Origin of the sequence: Sphingobium sp. JAI105 (assembly GCF_015752145.1) — a bacterium.
In the GTDB taxonomy this organism is placed as follows: domain Bacteria; phylum Pseudomonadota; class Alphaproteobacteria; order Sphingomonadales; family Sphingomonadaceae; genus Sphingobium; species Sphingobium xenophagum.
Map to the genome: position 1 here is coordinate 267,327 of NZ_JADOUC010000001.1, position 16,438 is coordinate 283,764.

The following is a 16,438-nucleotide window of genomic DNA, read 5'->3' on the forward strand; positions in this document are numbered from 1 at the left end:
AACCTGCCGTCGGCTATCGGAATTCCCCGCAACCGGCTAGGCGCGTGTAGCTTCCGTCCCGCCGTCGACCCTTCTTCGCCGTTCAGCGTCGAAATGAGCGATCCCACGTGCGAAAGGTCTGCTTTTTAAGTGGGGCTGAAGCTCAGCTCCGTGTCGGTCGTCAGACTGACCTTCCTCCCTGTTATGAACTGCGAAAATAGAATTGGCGGCTTGCCCTACCCATTCAAACTTCGTATCGCGACTAACTATCATTAGCGAAACTGATACGGGGGTTGTTTTGTCCATTTTCCGCGCGGCGCTGTTTGCGTCTGTTTCCTTCTGGGCGTCGGTGGCGGCCGCGCAGGATGCCCCTGTGCCGGATGCAGACGCAGCCATGGCCGATAGTGATCAGATCATCGTGACGGGCCGCGCCCAGCGCCTCTACCGCACCGAAACCACGACAGTCGGCAAAAGCGCCGAAGACCCGCTCGACATTCCGCAGGCGTTGCAGGTGATCAACAAGGATCTCTTTGCCGATCAGGGCGCACGCGACGCGACCGACATCTATCGCAATATTTCGGGTGTCAGTTTCTTCAGCTATGCGGGCGTCACCTTCCGCGGCTTTCGCCAGGATCAGTCCTTCTACGACGGGATGCGCGGCAATCCGTTCATCGGCTTTTCCGTGCCCCAGCTTTTCAATATCGAACGGGTGGAGGTGCTGAAGGGGCCGGCGGAGCTTTTCTTTGGTCCCGGATCGCCCGGCGGCATCATCAACTATGTCTCAAAGGTGCCCGGCGATACCAGCGCCATGCGTCTGGTGGCGACGGCGGGCAATTATGATCGTCGCGGTATATCGGCCGAAGCGACCGGTCCGATCGATAAGGAAGGCATCGTCACCTACCGCCTCGGCGGCTTTTACGAGGCGATGAACCCCTATCGTCGCAACACGAAGAATGTGTCACTGATCGGCGACGGCGGCCTTGCCATCAAGACCAACGACGGCGGCAAGCTGACGCTCCAGGCGACGGTCTATGACAATGATCTTCAGGCCAACCGTCTGCGCGGCATTTTGACCGACGATGGCGGTAATTTCCTGACTGACATTCGCTGGAATGCCAACGAACCTACCGATTTTCTGCATCTGAAGTCGCAGGCCTATCAGGCGCGTTATGCGACCGCGATCGGGGATCGGGTCACGTTCGATGCGGGCGTCCGCTATTTCAAGGCGACCGAGACGCAGCAATATCATGAGCCGCGCGGGTTGGTCTCTGGTAGCGACGATCTGGTCGCACGCGAGTTTCGTGACCAGATCCGCGATGTCGATGGCCTGTCCTTTTCCGCCAATCTGACGGCGCGGGTCGATCTGCTTGGCATGGAGCATAAATTCCAGACCGGGGCGGACTGGTATGACGAGACGAGCGTGCTTAATTCGCGCATTTTGCGCGCGGGCGTGACGCCGCTCAGCCTGAGCAATCCCGTCTATACCGACAGCGCACGCGATGTCGCGCGGGCCGCTTTGCTACCCTTCACCGTCACGGATACACGCACCAAGCGCCAGGGCGCCTATCTGCAGGACCAGATCAGCCTGAGCGAGGCTTTCATGCTGGTCGGTGGCGTGCGCTACGACAAGTTCGAGGATCGCGTTGTCAACGCTGCTTCTTATGAGGATGACGATATCACTTTCCGCACCGGCGCGATCTACAAGCCGCGCAAGGATGTGTCCGTCTATCTGAGCTGGTCGCAAAGTTTCGAGCCGCAGACGGCCGCCAGCCAGAATGGTGATGTCGGCGGTCCCTTCGCGCCTGTCACTGGCGACCAGTTCGAAGGCGGCATCAAGACCGACCTGTTCGACGGCAGGCTCCAGGCCAATCTGGCCGCCTATCGCATCGTGCGCAAGAATATCCTCCAGGCCGATACCAGCCTGCCGCCGGTCAACGGGCAGGATCAGTTGCGCCCGATCGGCGAGGTGACGAGCAAGGGGTTCGAGATCGACTTGTCGACCGACATCACCGCCAATTGGGTCGCGCTGGTTAATTATGGCTATAACGACACGAAGATTACCGGCACGATTGCGGGACAGGCGATCGCCAATGCCGTCGGCAATCGCTTCGCCAACGCGCCCAAGCACAAGGTCGGCTTCTGGACCCGCTATCAGGTGCCGGTGATCGACGCCGCCTTTGCGGTCGGCGGCGAACATGTGTCGAAGCGCATCAGCCTGTCGGGGCAGACCGTAAAGCCCTACACGATCTTCGACGCCTCGATCACCAAGGGGCTTGGTTTTGCCGAACTGATGCTGCGCGTCGATAATATCTTCGACAAGGTCTATGCCGCATCGGGCTTTTCCGCGCAGAGCGGGCACTTTCCCGGCGAGCCGCGGACATTCCTGGCCGAACTGCGCTTTCAGTTCTGACCATGGATCAGCTGCGCGTGAAAAAGGGCCGATCGCTGTGGTGGGTGGTGCATAGCTGGATTGGCCTCAAACTGTCGATCTTGCTGACCTTCATCCTGGCGACGGGCACCTTTGCCGTGTTCGCGCATGAAATCGACTGGCTGGCGACGCCCGCCATGCGGGTATCGCCCCGGTCGGAACCCGTCGCGTCCTGGGGGGTGTTGGCGCAGGCGGCGGTCCGCGCTGCGCCCGATGCCCGGCTCCAGACCCTCTATGCGCCGATCGATCCCTGGTTCGCGGTCGAGGCCTGGGTCAGTCGCGGCAAGGGCGCGCCGGAGCGTGTCTATGTCGATCCGTGGACGGCGGAAGTTACCGGCAGGCATGGCTGGGCCAATGTCCACCGCTTCCTACGGCAGGCCCATCGCCACCTGATGCTGCCGACGAAGATCGGCATACCGATCGTCTGTTCGCTGGCCCTGCTGCTGGCGGTATCTTTGGTGTCGGGCATCGTCACCTACAAGAAATGGTGGCGCGGCTTCTTCCGAGCGCCGCGGGGCGGCGATGGTCGGCGGATGACCGGCGACCTGCATCGCCTGATGGGCTTGTGGAGCCTGTGGTTCGTGGCGCTGATCACGCTGACGGGCCTGTGGTATCTGGTGGAGACATTGGGCGGGAACGCCAAGGTGCCCAAATTGCCGGAAGTGGAGGCTGGTGCGATGCCGACCGGGGGCGCGCTGGACCGGCTGGTCGCCGTGGCGCGCCGCGCCGATCCTGCGCTTGATATTCGCGAAATTCGCTTCACGTCCGAAAATGGCGTCATTTTCCTCGGCCAGGCCTCCGCCTGGCTGGTGCGCGATCGCGCCAATGCAGTGGTCGTCGATCCGGCGACGTCACGCGTCGTTGCCCGGCTGGATGGCCGCACGTTAAGCGCGCATCAGCGTATTTCCGAAATGGCCGATCCGCTGCATTTCGGCAATTTCGGCGGCTTGTGGACCAAAGTCATCTGGTTCCTGTTCGGCGCACTGCTGACTGCGATGGCGGTCACCGGCACGATGATCTACGCGATGCGGCTGGCCAGATCGTCGCGATCCGAAACTGGTAGCATGAAGATCGCTTGGGTGGGCATGGGTGTCTGGGGATATGTCGGCGTTGCCCTCGTTCTCCTCACCCTTATCTTGACTCCCGGGGCGATTGGGGGGGCGAGTTGAGGGAAGTTCGACCCTTTGGGGCAGTCAACGCCCAAGTTTAGATGCCCAAGTGCGGACTTTCCGCTTTTTCTTAAGGGGCAGGCGCAGATCGGCAGCCGTTTTAATTGTACTGCCCATTCCTGCGCCTCAAAGTTCACTTGTTACTACACGGAAGGTGTAAATCAGTCAGCGCGAACTCAAGGTACGGCCGAGCATCCTGCGGTGATGCGGACGGGATTGCACCGCGCCATCGCTCCTTCCGGCAGCGTCACCGAAAAGCCTGTGCTCAACGGATCGGGCGCACCGGGATAATAGTCCGTACTGACGGCCTGGGCACCGCTGGCCATGGCCGCCAGTGCCTTGCGGTAATTGCCGGTGCGTGCCTCCACTGTATTGGCATCGGTCCGCGTGCGCACGATCACGCCCTGCTTCACCCATGCGCTGATCTTCGTGCGTTCAACCAGCGGATCCTGCACGATCTGGATCGCGGATTCAGGCTGATCGTCGGCATACCAGCCGAACATCGCCCGCCCCGCAAGAGAGGGATGACCATCGCGAAAGACGTTGGAGACCGCATCGCGCACGTCGAGCATGATGTAGATGCGGCCACGCGCGGCCTCCAGGCTGGGCCATCCATGGGTGCACACCGCATCGCGCAGCGTCCTGGCCTTGCCGCGCACCTCATCGGGCGTGATGAGCCGCTTGCCCGGCAGGACGGATCGGATTTCGGCATCGAGCGCATCCAGCAGCCCCTTGTCGTCCAGCCCGATCGGATTGTTGATCCCCGGCCGGTTCGACGGCGTGTCGGCCGCATTGATGGTGATCATGATCGGCAGGTGATCGGGGTGCGCGCGTGACCAGCGATCGACCTCGGCCAGGCATTGGACCAGCACCGGGCAGGTGCTGAGATAGTCGACATCGGGAATGTGGAACGTCTTGAAGCCCGGCTTCAGCATCGCCTGGCGATCGAACCCGGTCTGTTCGCCGGCCTCCCGCGCCCATTGTTCGCCCTTGGGGTCGGCATAGCGACCGCCCTGCGGGTCGGAAGATGTCGAGTTCAAGCTGGCGAACGCCGGCATCCAGCTGCTGGGTGAGCGGCAGATGATAATAGTCCAGCCCATCGGCAAGCCGCGGCTCGATCGCCCTGATCCTGGCCATGACCGCCGCGGGTATGCGCGCTTTGAAGCTGTTATGCGATCCCACCACCTGGATATCGTTCATGGCCCGGGGGGCCGCCGCGCCGACCAGGGTCAGCGCGGCGGTGGCAAGGGCGATGGCAGGGGCGATGGCTGGCCCGATCCCGCGCATCAGAATTCGGTCCGGATGCCGAACAGGAAGGTGCGGCCATAATATTGGATCTCGTTGAACCGCTCCTTGATGCCATTGTAGGAATAGGCCCTGGCCCCGGCGAGATTGATCGCCTCCAGGTTGACCAGCGTCTTGGGCAGCACCCGGATGGACAGGTTGCCATCGAGCGATCCGAACGGCGCCACATAGGATTCGGTCTGGGTCGTGCTGCCATTGCCCGACAGATATTCGCCGCGCCATACATAGGACAGGCGCGCCGAAATCGGCCCCTTGTCGTAGAAGCCGACGAGATTGTAGCTGTCCTTCGACAGGCCGATCAACTGATCGACGATAGGACGCGCACCGGCGGTATAGTTCGATTCCACTTCGGTATGGGTGTAGGACGCCTGGAACCCCAGGCCATCGAACGGGGCCGGCAGGAAATCGAACACCTGGTTATAGGCCGCCTCGATGCCATAGACCTTGGCCGTGCCGCCATTGACCTGGGTGCTCAGCAGCACCGTACCACGCCCCGGAATCTCGGTGTTGACGTTCTGCGCGGTGATATAATCATCCATCTTCTTGTAGAAGAGCGCGCCGGTCAGCGACGCATTGGGACGGAAATACCATTCCAGCGAACCGTCGAACTGGGTTGCCAGGAACGGCTTGAGGTCCGGGTTGCCGCCGCTCGCGGTCGGGGCATCGGTCGACACGCTGATCTGCGGCGCGGTCTGGGTCATGTTCGGGCGGGTCAGCACCCGGCTGGCCGCCAGACGGCCGATCAGGCTGGGCGTCAGTTCGGCGCGCAGGTTGAAGCTGGGCAGCCAGTTGTTGAACGTCTTGGGGAAGCTCGCCGGGGTCGGCGTGCTGCCCAGCGTCAGCGTGCCGCTCGCCACCTGGTTGGTGTGGACATAGCGCAGGCCGACATTGCCGGTGATGCCCACGCTGCCCAGATCGAAACCATAATCCGCGCGGACATAGCCACCAAGGATCTTTTCCGTGACGACATAGGAAGCGCGCATGTCGCCCGCCGTCAGCGGCGCGTTGGCGATCGCGTCGGTGAACAGCGTGTCATAGAAGGCGCTGGTGATGGGTGTTGCCCAGTTGCGCGGGAAATTGCCCGGAATGTTCGAGAAGGCATCATCGAAGGGCAGCGCTTCATAGCCGCCCGGCACGACTTGCGAGATTGGCGGGTTGCCGGTGATGTTCACGGTGAAGTCGCGGCGCCAATAGTCGCGCTTGCGCCAATGATATTCGCCACCGGCCTGGATTTTGGTGATGAAGCCGTTGAGGTCGCGGCCCACGTCAAGGCGGGCATAAGTGTCCCAGTCCTTGCTGTTCTTGGGGGCGATGTTGAACGGATAATAGATGTAATTGGCCGGATTGCTGACGTCGACCGGCGTGCTGAGCGTCGGCGCGACCTTGTAACCGCCCGACGCGTCATAGGTCAGCGGCGCGATGATCTGCATGCGGCTGCGCACCGTGCCTTCGGCATAGCTGGGGTGGAAGCTATGGGCATAGGACCAGTTGGCATTGGCCGAAACATGCCAGTCGCCCGGATTCCATAGCTGCTTCAGGCCGACATTGATTAGGTCGTGGCGGTTGAGGCTATATTCGCGCGAGGCCATGAAGCGGACATTGTTGATCGTCGCCTTGGTGACCGTATTGCCGTCCAGCGTCACCGACCCCGGCACCAGATAGGTGCCCGGATCGTCGGGATAGATGTCGAGACCGAATTCGTCATATTCGACGTCCAGGCGCGTCAACGACACATCCAGCGTCGTTTCCAGTTCGTCCGAGGGGCGCCACTGGGCCGAAATCAGGCCAGAAAGACGCTTGCGGTCTTCGGTTTCGATCGTGGGACGGGTGCGGGTCGGCGTGTAATAGCCGGTCGGCAGATATTCTGCGCCCGCGACCGGATTGGCAGGCTGCACGAATTTGTTCAGGTTCCAGCCCGTATTGTAGAAACGGTCGTTGCGGACTGACTTGGCCCAATATTGGGCGCCGATCAGGATGCCGAACTGATCGTCCTTGGTCTTGAAGCTGGTCAGCACAGTGGCGTTCGGCCGCACCTTGTCGGTCATGCTGGTATAGGTGCCGCGCAGATTGACCGTGGTCTTGTTGCCGACATCGAGCGGGTGGAAGGTCTTGACGTCGATATTGCCGCCCAGCGCGCCTTCGGTCATGTCGGCGGTCGGCGTCTTCACCACGTCGATCTGCGACACGAATTCGGCCGGCAGCATCTCGAAACGGAACTGGCGCCCCTGTGCACCGCCGTTTTCGATGAGATCGTTGATCGCGACGGTGCGGCCGTTGACCAGCGTGCTCTGGAATTGCGGGCCAAGGCCACGAACGCTGACATAAAGGCCTTCGCCGCGCGGACGGGTGATCGCGACACCGGTGACGAGCTGGAGCGCTTCGGCGACATTCTGGGTCGGGAACTTGCCGATGTCGGTGGACGCGATGGAATCGACGCCATAGGCGGCCTTGCGCTTCATCTCGGTCGCCGCCGCCAGGCTGCGAGCATAGGTGCCGGTGACGACGATCGCGCCATCGTCCTGCCCATCGACAGGCGCAGCCTGATCGGCGGCGGGCGCGACGGTCTGCGCCCGGACCGGCGACGACAGGATCAGCGCGAAAATGGCAAGCGGAAGCGGCGCGCAACGCATGCGCAATGAACGTGACATGTGGTTGTTCTCCCCAAGGCTCTCAGCTCGGCTTTGTACGTTTAGGTGGCGAAGCACAGCGCGTTTGCCATGCGGACCAGGCGAGCGGGAGGAATTATCCGCGGTTCCCGGTGCGGCGGGGAATGCGAATTAATGTCACCGACCCAGAGCTGAAGCCGGACGGCGCCGATGGCGTCGGTGAATGTCAGGCTGGTTTTTCGATACCACGCGGCTGCGTAAGGCGTGCTTGAGGAAGTGAGAAGATCACCAGCCCACAGCGAGATAAGGCTGTAGAATCCGAGAAGTGCCGGCGTGGTTCGAGCGATAGCTTTGTCGGTCCATTGACGCTGTGTCTCGACGCCCAGGTGAGCGCGCGTTTCGGCGAATGTGACTTCGATTTGCCATCGGCGGACGTACAGGGCGATGATATCGGCGGGCTCGATGGCGATGTCTGTGCTGAAGAAGGCTTGCGGATCGCGCTTTTCGTCGGGGTCGCGAACCAGCACCCATCGGACCGGCAACACCGGGGTGCCCGGCCTGTACCACAAGGCGATCCCGGATGTGATATCGAGTGCTTTGCCGCTGACATGGCCATACCAGGCGGACACGAAGATCCTCGTCCAGCGTGTCGCTGGGTTGGACAGCAGGGTCTTGAGTTTCGGCAGCGCCAAGCCTTTCTGCGCGGGTCGTCCCATCGTGCGCGACGTTCGCTCTGCGGGCGGTGCAAACAGGTTCGCATCCAGCCGTAGGCGGCTGATGAGCGTTGCCCGCCGTACGATGGCATGGGCCAGTTCATGGACAGCGAAGCTGCTGTCGCCGATGAAGATGATCTGACGACCTGGCAGCCAGCGCGACAGTTGCAGTGCGCCTTGCCGGGCCCAGTCCGTCAGCACTTTGTGACGACAGCCGCGAGCTCGATTCGATCGCTCCGAAGGGGCGAGCAGCGTCAGGACCGGCAACGCCTTGATCAGGCTGGTCCATGAAACCGGAGTGAGCACCATGAAGCTCAGCCAGCGCAGCCCGCTGGCTTTGACGAAATGGCCGTGGCTAGAGCGCACCGGGTCCCGGTATATTCCCCGCGCGCTGATCCGGCGTCCCCATCGGCGTTCAATGGTGTCGTCCATACCGATGACCACAGGGCCGTCGGGCACAAGGCGATCGACGACAATGCCCAGCAGCCGTCTGGCAACAGCGCGGGAGCTCCAGCGGGCACGGTTGAGGATCTGGTGATAGCTGGCAAAGTTGGAGGCTTGGGCCCTGCCGGTCACACGCAGGCACGAGGTAACGGTTCGCTTGCCTGTTGCCAGCACGGCACCCATCACCAGAACGAGCACGTGCTCCCAACTGGGCGCGGTGAAACAGGGCCGCAACGGCTGCAGCCAACGGCGCAGTATCAGGGGAACGGGGTCGCCGATAACGGCCTTGTCTGGATCCAGCATCCCATGCTTCGAATCCCGACTGGCACGGGTTGCAATGCTATGATTGTTGCCATGCGGCGAGCTGAATCGGATACGCTCTGACCCGAAGGCAGCTATGGTTGCGCCATGAAAGACGACGAAATCGCACGGCAGATCGAAGCGTTCGACGCAGCCAATGGCGGCGGCGTCGGCTGGTACGAGGACAAAGGCGCCTACCACCTTTACCTGCTGACAACCGAGGCGCCGATCGCGCGCCTGAAGCCGGTCGGTATGGGTGACGACGTTAGGCTCGGCTACTGGTCACATCGACGGCGTTGGGAAGATATCGACGACATGGGCGGATGCGTCTTGCCACTCGATCAGGCACTCGACCACATCGCTAACAACAGCATTTTCTGGACCTGGACCTGACGAAAAACGTACAAAGTCGAGCTAAGAGCCTGATTCAAAATTATCGGGCGTGATTTGATGGCCTTGCGATGCGGCGTGCGAAGAGCTGGATCGAGGCGATGAAGAGCCATGCGGTAGCCGATGCGATGGTCTGTTCAAAGTCCTTGGCGAGGCGGCGATTGCGGTTCAGCCAGGCGAGGGTTCGCTCGACGACCCAGCGTCGCGGGAGAATGACAAACCCCTTTGCGGCATCCGACCGTTTGACGATCTCGATGGTCCATTTGCCGATCCGGCGCAGCGCGTCCCTGAGTTTGTCACCGGCATAGCCACCATCGGCGAAGACATGGCGCAGCCACGGGAAGCGCCTGATGATCTCGGCCAGCACCAGCGGAGCGCCGTCACGGTCTTGGATGTCGGCGGTGTGGACTACGGCATGGACGAGATTGCCGTCGGTATCCGTCAGGATATGGCGCTTGCGCCCCTTTGTCTTCTTGCCCGCGTCATAACCCCGTGGCCCGCCGCTTTCCGTGGTTTTGACGCTCTGGCTGTCGATCACGCCGGCGCTGGGCGAGCCCTGGCGGCCTGCAGCTTCGCGCCCGATCAGCAGCAGGGTATGGTTTAACGACAACCACAGCCTGCTGTCCCGCCACAGATAGAACCAACGCCGCACCGTCGAGACCGGCGGAAAACACGGCGGAAGCATCCGCCACGGGAGGCCGCCACGCAACAGATACAGGATCGCCTCGACAATCCGCCTGAGCGGCCACTTGCGCGGACGCCCTACATGCGAGGGCGGCGGAAAGAACGGCTCGAGCAGCGCCCATTCGGCATCGGTCAAATCGCTTGGCAAAGCCAAGTCCGCACGGGCATACTGCGCCCGAGTGGTGTCGGTCCACATCGTTGATTTCCTTTGGTTTGTCGCAAAACCGCTGAATCAACGACAGGGCACGCCGTCAAGCTAACCCGCTGATACCACTCAACTTAATTTCGGATCAGGCTCTAAGGCCGACAGGGGGCGGTTAGGCCGTTGCTATTACAATATTGTGGCGCGTATATTTCATCCTGAATTTTCGGCTACTTGATAGGTCCTGACCCAAAATCCTGTCACTGACGACCCTTCCAAGACATTCAGCCGTCAGACTTAACGCCCTAAGTCCGGACAGGCAGCTATTAAAACTGCACAGCTTGAAATTGGTCTTTTGCCCTCGGGTAGCCTGCAGGTGAATAGTCTCTGGGCGACTGAGCAGGGGGCAGATCACGCTGGCGAGGCATGGTGCAATATGATCGAAGACCGACATCAGTTCGATAATATTGCCGTTTCAGGAACCGGGCGGACGGTAACCTTGGATACGCCTACGCTTCCGTTCCTGGCACTTAGCTGCAACCCCGTCGCTTTTAACGGCGCGGAGATTAGTGCTGACATGGTTGCCGCCCCATTATTCAGAAATAACTCGATCGAACCGGAATCAACAAATACACTTATGGTCCCGATGCCCGTAGAAAAGTCGCAGGCTACATTACGATCCCGCCGCCACGCACCTACATCCGGTGCATCTGGTCCTCTAGCGTCGCGCTTTAAAGTGACCATGTTTTCCCGCATCGAGAGTATGACCTGGGTCGAATGCCTCTCTCCTTTCCGCACTGACAACGACACCTTCTCCGGCCACGTTTCTCCAATGCGAGTCAGCGTGAGATCGATGCGGCAGGCGATGGCACGCGCCCCTGTCGGCCAGTTATACGCCGAGCTGTCTGCGATCGTCTGATCTTGTCCAAAAACTGATTGATCAAAAATGGCATTCTGCGCCGAAAGAGGCATGCTGAATAACCTCGGCATGTCACCAGCGAGTTGAAGTCGCAGTTGGCGCACGATGCTAAGCTGCCCACGATAATTATGGGTTACCGGAATCTTGTTCACATAATCCCAATTGCTCATCCACGCTATCGCGTAGGCTGAAGCCAAAGGATCGGCAGCGGCGGGATCAGGCCACACCACAGCGGCGTAAAAATCGGCACCGCCGTCGAGCCACTGACCTTCTGGGTAATCCGGGGCAAAAGTAATTCCGTCGAAATCACCAACCCAATAATAGGTGCCGACCGTGAAACCTCGCTTAGTTCCATTACCGCCTAACAGCAATATCCACTTGTCTCCAGACGTTCTCCCATCCGTATCGTACAAGTGCAGCTTGAACAGGTGCGAACATTCCATGATGAGGCCGACTAGGTCAGATACAAAGGCGCTGGCAAATGTCCATCGCTTGAGGTTTGGCGATGTATAGATGCCGACCTTACCCGCTTCAGAGAGGGTCATTACCCAACGGCGCGTGGGGGCATGCCAGAAGACGGTGGGATCGCGGAAATCTCGTTGGCCGGGATTGGGCAAAACGATATCATGGAAAGTGAAGCTCGCTCCTTCATCCCTTGAGTACCACAATGCACAGGATTGTCCGGAACCCGGGGCCGGCATGGTGACGAGCGTGACAAGCGATCCCGCGCCGAAGCCAGCTGTGTTGTCCGTGTCGATGACGGTGCTACCGCTCCAGACATCTCCGAAGCGAGTTGTATTGCGTGGGATCGCGATGCCCTGATCCTGCCAGGTAACAAGATCTTTTGAAGTCCAGCGCCGCCAGTTCGTGCCGCCATTGATCTGCCCCCTGCTGAGTGGCCCAGAGACTATGATAGTCTGGACCACGAAGGGGAAAATGAATGCCGAGCAAGAAGCACAAGCCGGAAGAGATTATCGGCAAGCTGCGTGAAGTTGAGATTGTGCTGGCGCAGGGGGCCTCGACAGCGGAGGCCTGCCGGCGGATCGCGGTCAGCGAGCAGACCTATTATCGCTGGCGGAAGGAATATGGCGGGCTGAAGACCGACCAGGCGCGGCGGATGAAGGATTTGGAGAAAGAGAACCAGCGTCTTCGCCGGGCGATTTCGGACCTGACGCTGGACAAGTTGATCCTGCAGGAGGCTGCCAAGGGAAACTTCTGAGCCCTGCGCGGCGGCGGCGCTGCATCGATCATTTGCGACAAGAGCTTCCGGTGTCCGAGCGACGGATATGCCGGGTGCTGGGTCAGCATCGATCGACACAGCGCAAGGTGCCGCGCGGGGCGGATGACGAACAGGCACTGACAGAGGATATCATCGCTTTGGCGAAGCAATATGGTCGCTATGGCTACCGCCGGGTGACGGCATTGCTGTGCCATGCGGGATGGACGGTGAACCATAAACGCGTTGAGCGGATCTGGCGGCGTGAGGGGCTGAAGGTTCCGCTGCGCCAGCCAAAGCGCGGACGCCTATGGCTCAACGACGGATCCTGTATCCGCCTGCGGCCCGAATATCCAGGTCATGTATGGGCCTACGACTTCGTCGAAGGGCGCACGCATGACGGGCGCAAGTTCCGCATTTTGACGATCATCGACGAGGCCAGCAGGGAGTGCCTGGCGCTCATCGTCGCGCGGCAGCTCAAGCATGAGGATGTTCTGGCAGCGCTCGCCGACCTGTTCATCTCGCGCGGGCCACCGGCGCATATACGGTCCGATAATGGCAGCGAATTTATCGCGACTGCCGTCCAGAAATGGTTGGGGCAGATCGGCGTGAAGACGCTCTACATCACGCCGGGTTCACCATGGGAGAATGGCTATAACGAAAGCTTCAACGGGTCGCTTCGCGACGAACTGCTCAACGGCGAGATCTTCTACAGCCTTGCCGAGGCCAAAGTGCTGATCGAAGCCTGGCGGCGGCATTACAACACCGTCCGCCCGCATAGCAGCCTGGGCTATCGACCACCGGCCCCGGAAACGGCGACACCGCCATATCCGGCCTCCGGTTCCGCTTCGCTCCACCTCCACCCGGATATGGCGGCGATGAGCTTAATGCACTAACAAACCAATCGGTCCACTCGGTGGGGGCAGATCACCATCGGGATAGGTGGGGTTATAAAGCGCCCATAAAGTCCATGTATCGCCGATTTTGAGGGGACGTTGCGGATCGTTGATCCAGCCACCCGCGGGCGCTGCGATGTGATAGCGTGGACGCCCATTCCATATCGCAGGCGTGTCTGAACCGGTCGCTGGCGGACTTGGCGTTGTTTCGCCTGATGACTCCCCGAAGGCGGTCACCATAGGAAAGGCGGCGAGCATGCCGAGCGTTGTGCGGCGCGTGTAGAATTTTTCGTTCGCCAATACCTTGGCTCCTATCTGAAGATGCCCACGACGCAATCCATCAACATCTGACGACTACCGGCCCATGCATTAAGGTTGTGGGCACTGCATGGGCCAGATACCTACATCTTAAAACGCAGCCCGAGACTGAAGTAGCGACCCTCGATCCTCAGATCGCGGCCAAAATACTGGGTCTCATTGTAATATCGGTAGTTCTTAAACGGCTGCGCTAGGATGTTGCTGACATTGGCTACGAGCGAAATGTTCTTGAACGGCTCGTAGCTCGCAGAGAAATCCAATCTTGCAACTGGGCGTACGAGTTCGCCAGCATATTGCACTTCATTGATGGTGCGATTGTAGCTGGTCGTATACCCCGAACGCCAGTTATAGGAGAGGCGAGCGGAAATTTTGTCCTTTTCGTAAAAGCCTGTGAGATTGTAGGCCCATTTGGACAGGCCGGTGATCCTGACCTGACGGTCGCCTTCGCCAAGCACCTGCGGTAACTGATTGGTGCCATCAAGATAGGTGCCGTTTGCCTGCACGCCGAAGCCGGACAGTAACCCTGGTAAAAAGTCGAAGAACGTCTGAACTGACGCCTCCAGTCCTTTGATGAGTCCATCACCTGCGTTTTCCGGACGGTTGAGCTGAACACGACCATAAATCGGATCGTTTACGACCTGCGTATAATTGCCAATGAAGCCATTGAGTTTACGGTAAAACGCCGCGACCGAGACTGAACCGTTTTTCGAGAAATACCACTCCAATGTGGCATCATAGTTGTTTGAGGTAAGCGGACGAAGGTTTGGATTGCCACCTGAGCCGGTCGCATCGAACTGCGGCGGGGAACCATCTGGGCCCGGGCTGTTAGTGGTGATGTTAAGCGATGGGTTGAGCTGACCGAAACCTGGTCGCGTCCGTGTCTGCGTATAGCCCAGTCGTACTTGCCACTCGCGCGAGAGACGAATGCGCGCAATCGCCGAGGGCAGGATGTCGATGTAGTTTTGCTTGGTCGTCGTCGGCACGATAGCGACGCTGCCGTTGCTGGCCTGCACGCGACTGAACCCGCGATAATCACCAACGGTGTTCACAACGCGCGCACCTGCGGTCCCGTCAATTTCGACGCTGCCCAGGTCAAATGCGAACTTGCCCTGGCCGTAGAAGGCGTAGCTGGCCTCGCTGGCAGTGAAACCGCCCAGAGGATCCACGGGGATCTCTTCCGTCGCATATTTCGTAACAGCATCACGGATTCCGCCATCATTCGGGAACAGCACGGTCGCCCGCTGGACCGACTGATAGGCAAGCTGACGCAGCGCCTCGCTGTTCGCGATGATGGAATCGCGGTTGGGAGCCAGCCAATTCTGGAAGCGTTGCGGATCCTTACGGAAGCCGTCGGTAATCACCTCAAGCGCCCTGGTCGGGAGGCTGGCGAGCGGGATGTTCAGGCCAGCGGTATAGGCGTAGCGCGTGTTGTTCTGTGACGACGCATTACGGTCACTTGCCCGCACGCCGAATTGCAGGTGGGGCAGGAAGCCCCAGTCGGTTTCAAGATCGAGGTCCAGGCGCCCTTGAATGCCGTCGCCCTTAGCAACGAATTCGCGCTGGTTGAGACCGCGCCAACGGGCAGTGTCCGGATTGGTGATGTCGTACCCGCCCAGATCGAACACCGCTGATCCGCGTGCGTCCCAATCGACGTTGATGGTAGGAGAGGTTGCAAGTTGCGAGTCGACAGCGATTTCCAGCGCCTTGTAGCGGCTGTTGGTATAGGCGAAGTCGCCTGACAGCGTCGCGCGGCCAGTCGTCCATTTGAAGCCCAGTGCGGCCTGATAAGTATCGGTGCGATCGTCCTGCGCCACGCGGGAGAATTCGGGCACAAAGCCCCCCGTCTTGGTGAAGCTTGCCGCTTTGCCAGGCTCACCGGGCACCAGCACCACATTGCTGAGCGTGGGGGCTACGCCGTTCGCATCACGCCGTTCGAAATTGACGTTAAAGGAGTCGCGAAGCACGTTACCGCGATACGCCTGCCACAAGCCTTCGGCATAGATTTCCAGATCGGGCGTTGGACGCCACTGGATAGTGCCATTGATCGCCGGACGGTGCCGGACGCCCTTCTCATAGAAATTGCCTGCGTTTGCCGGGAAGTTGAAGTTGCCGACGCCGGGCGTTGCTACGGTAAGATCATCGGCAGGGTCATCAACGCCAAAGCCGCGAGGGGTGATGACTGCGGAATCGGCGTAGCGATCCGCATTGCGATAGGTGGTCCGCACATAGCTGAAGTTCACCAACGCGCCGATCTCACCGATTGGCGTATCCCAGCGCTTCGTCAGCAGCAGGTTACCCGAAGGGTCGAACGCCTTTGACTGATCGTTGTAAGATCCACGGATTTCGCCCGCGATCTCAGTATCCTTGACGTCGAACGGGCGGCGCGAACGCAGGTTGACGAGCCCCGCCAGCCCTGGTTCGATCAGGTCTGGCGTGCCAGACTTGTAAACCTCGATACCCGCTGCGACGCCAGCCGGAAAATCCTGAAGATGTAGGACGCGATCTTCAGCAGAGAAGAACTCGCGGCCGTTGAAGGTGGTCCCGACATCAGGCAGGCCACGCACCAGGATCACCCCTGCTTCATCGTTATAACGCAGGACCGTCACACCCACGATACGGGAGATAGCTTCGGCGGCGTTATTGTCCGGCAATTTGCCAATATCTTCGGAAACGACTGCATCCACGATGGAGTCCGAATTGCGCTTTAGATCCTGCGCCGAACTGAGTGCGGCACGGTAGCCAGTCACAACGATATCGTTTGTGTTTTCGGGGACCGCATCCGCCGCACCGGCAGGAACAGCGCTAAGCAGCGGATTAGTGGCTGTTTGCGCCAAACCGGCAGTTGCGGTGGTCAACGGTAGCAGTGCAGCGGACGTCAACAGGACGTGCAAAGATCTCGTCATAAAATCCCCTCTTATTACGTTAGTTA

The 16,438-nt window shown here is 60.1% G+C and carries 11 protein-coding genes and 1 pseudogene; 4 read left to right on the top strand and 8 right to left on the bottom strand.

What is annotated here, in order from left to right; all coding sequences use genetic code 11:
- Nucleotides 1-277 precede the first annotated feature (277 nt).
- Together IWY39_RS01115 and IWY39_RS01120 are read left to right on the top strand one after the other, a co-directional pair.
- Nucleotides 278-2,389, top strand: coding sequence for a TonB-dependent siderophore receptor (locus IWY39_RS01115; RefSeq protein WP_107126407.1), 2,112 nt, complete (start codon nt 278-280; stop codon nt 2,387-2,389).
- A 17-nt stretch (nt 2,390-2,406) separates the two neighbouring features.
- A complete protein-coding gene (locus IWY39_RS01120; protein ID WP_261376971.1) occupies nt 2,407-3,576 on the top strand; it encodes a PepSY-associated TM helix domain-containing protein in 1,170 nt (389 codons plus the stop codon).
- 176 nt (nt 3,577-3,752) lie between these two features.
- On the opposite strand, the gene IWY39_RS01125 is transcribed toward IWY39_RS01120, so the two are convergent.
- The 4 genes and pseudogenes from IWY39_RS01125 to IWY39_RS01135 form a co-directional block, all read right to left on the bottom strand.
- Nucleotides 3,753-4,676 (bottom strand): Ca2+-dependent phosphoinositide-specific phospholipase C, encoded by a 924-nt coding sequence (locus tag IWY39_RS01125; protein WP_315899105.1) that lies wholly within the window; start codon nt 4,674-4,676, stop codon nt 3,753-3,755.
- Nucleotides 4,627-4,863: pseudogene (locus tag IWY39_RS23935) on the bottom strand (Ca2+-dependent phosphoinositide-specific phospholipase C); the annotation flags it as partial. The gene IWY39_RS01125 and the pseudogene IWY39_RS23935, both read right to left, overlap by 50 nt.
- Nucleotides 4,863-7,529 (bottom strand): TonB-dependent receptor, encoded by a 2,667-nt coding sequence (locus IWY39_RS01130; protein ID WP_229380814.1) that lies wholly within the window; start codon nt 7,527-7,529, stop codon nt 4,863-4,865. The gene IWY39_RS01130 and the pseudogene IWY39_RS23935, both read right to left, overlap by 1 nt.
- A gap of 41 nt (nt 7,530-7,570) precedes the next feature.
- Entirely contained in the window at nt 7,571-8,947 is a 1,377-nt protein-coding gene (locus tag IWY39_RS01135) for an IS701 family transposase (protein WP_145170003.1), read from the bottom strand.
- A gap of 105 nt (nt 8,948-9,052) precedes the next feature.
- On the opposite strand from IWY39_RS01135, the gene IWY39_RS01140 reads away from it, so the two are divergent.
- A complete protein-coding gene (locus IWY39_RS01140; protein WP_107124883.1) occupies nt 9,053-9,337 on the top strand; it encodes a hypothetical protein in 285 nt (94 codons plus the stop codon).
- Between the two features lie 40 nt (nt 9,338-9,377).
- Here the strand turns inward: IWY39_RS01140 and IWY39_RS01145 are convergent, their stop codons facing one another.
- Nucleotides 9,378-10,214, bottom strand: a complete 837-nt coding sequence (locus tag IWY39_RS01145; protein ID WP_107125139.1) for an IS5 family transposase — start codon at nt 10,212-10,214, stop codon at nt 9,378-9,380.
- Between the two features lie 399 nt (nt 10,215-10,613).
- Nucleotides 10,614-12,005 (bottom strand): glycoside hydrolase family 32 protein, encoded by a 1,392-nt coding sequence (locus IWY39_RS24420; protein ID WP_181316913.1) that lies wholly within the window; start codon nt 12,003-12,005, stop codon nt 10,614-10,616.
- A 14-nt stretch (nt 12,006-12,019) separates the two neighbouring features.
- Between IWY39_RS24420 and IWY39_RS01155 the strand changes: the two genes are divergently transcribed.
- Nucleotides 12,020-13,191 (top strand): IS3 family transposase gene (locus tag IWY39_RS01155; RefSeq protein ID WP_107124077.1). Its coding sequence is split into 2 segments (ribosomal slippage): nt 12,020-12,284 and nt 12,284-13,191, totalling 1,173 coding nucleotides; the frame shifts between segments, so codons are not numbered across the junction.
- Here the strand turns inward: IWY39_RS01155 and IWY39_RS01160 are convergent.
- Complete coding sequence (locus tag IWY39_RS01160) at nt 13,180-13,491, bottom strand: hypothetical protein (RefSeq protein WP_145169949.1); 312 nt, start codon at nt 13,489-13,491, stop codon at nt 13,180-13,182. The two genes, IWY39_RS01155 and IWY39_RS01160, sit on opposite strands and share 12 nt — an antisense overlap.
- Before the next feature lie 101 nt (nt 13,492-13,592).
- Complete coding sequence (locus IWY39_RS01165; RefSeq protein WP_231377476.1) at nt 13,593-16,364, bottom strand: TonB-dependent receptor; 2,772 nt, start codon at nt 16,362-16,364, stop codon at nt 13,593-13,595.
- Nucleotides 16,365-16,438: the final 74 nt, after the last annotated feature.

What these genes read in the sequence shown, in the direction of transcription:
- IWY39_RS01125 (WP_315899105.1), bottom strand. Translation starts at nt 4,676, where the DNA reads ATGGGCTGGACTATTATCATCTGCCGCTCACCCAGCAGCTGGATGCCG.
- IWY39_RS01140 (WP_107124883.1), top strand. Translation starts at nt 9,053, where the DNA reads ATGAAAGACGACGAAATCGCACGGCAGATCGAAGCGTTCGACGCAGCC.
- IWY39_RS01135 (WP_145170003.1), bottom strand. Translation starts at nt 8,947, where the DNA reads ATGCTGGATCCAGACAAGGCCGTTATCGGCGACCCCGTTCCCCTGATA.
- IWY39_RS01145 (WP_107125139.1), bottom strand. Translation starts at nt 10,214, where the DNA reads ATGTGGACCGACACCACTCGGGCGCAGTATGCCCGTGCGGACTTGGCT.
- IWY39_RS01130 (WP_229380814.1), bottom strand. Translation starts at nt 7,529, where the DNA reads ATGTCACGTTCATTGCGCATGCGTTGCGCGCCGCTTCCGCTTGCCATT.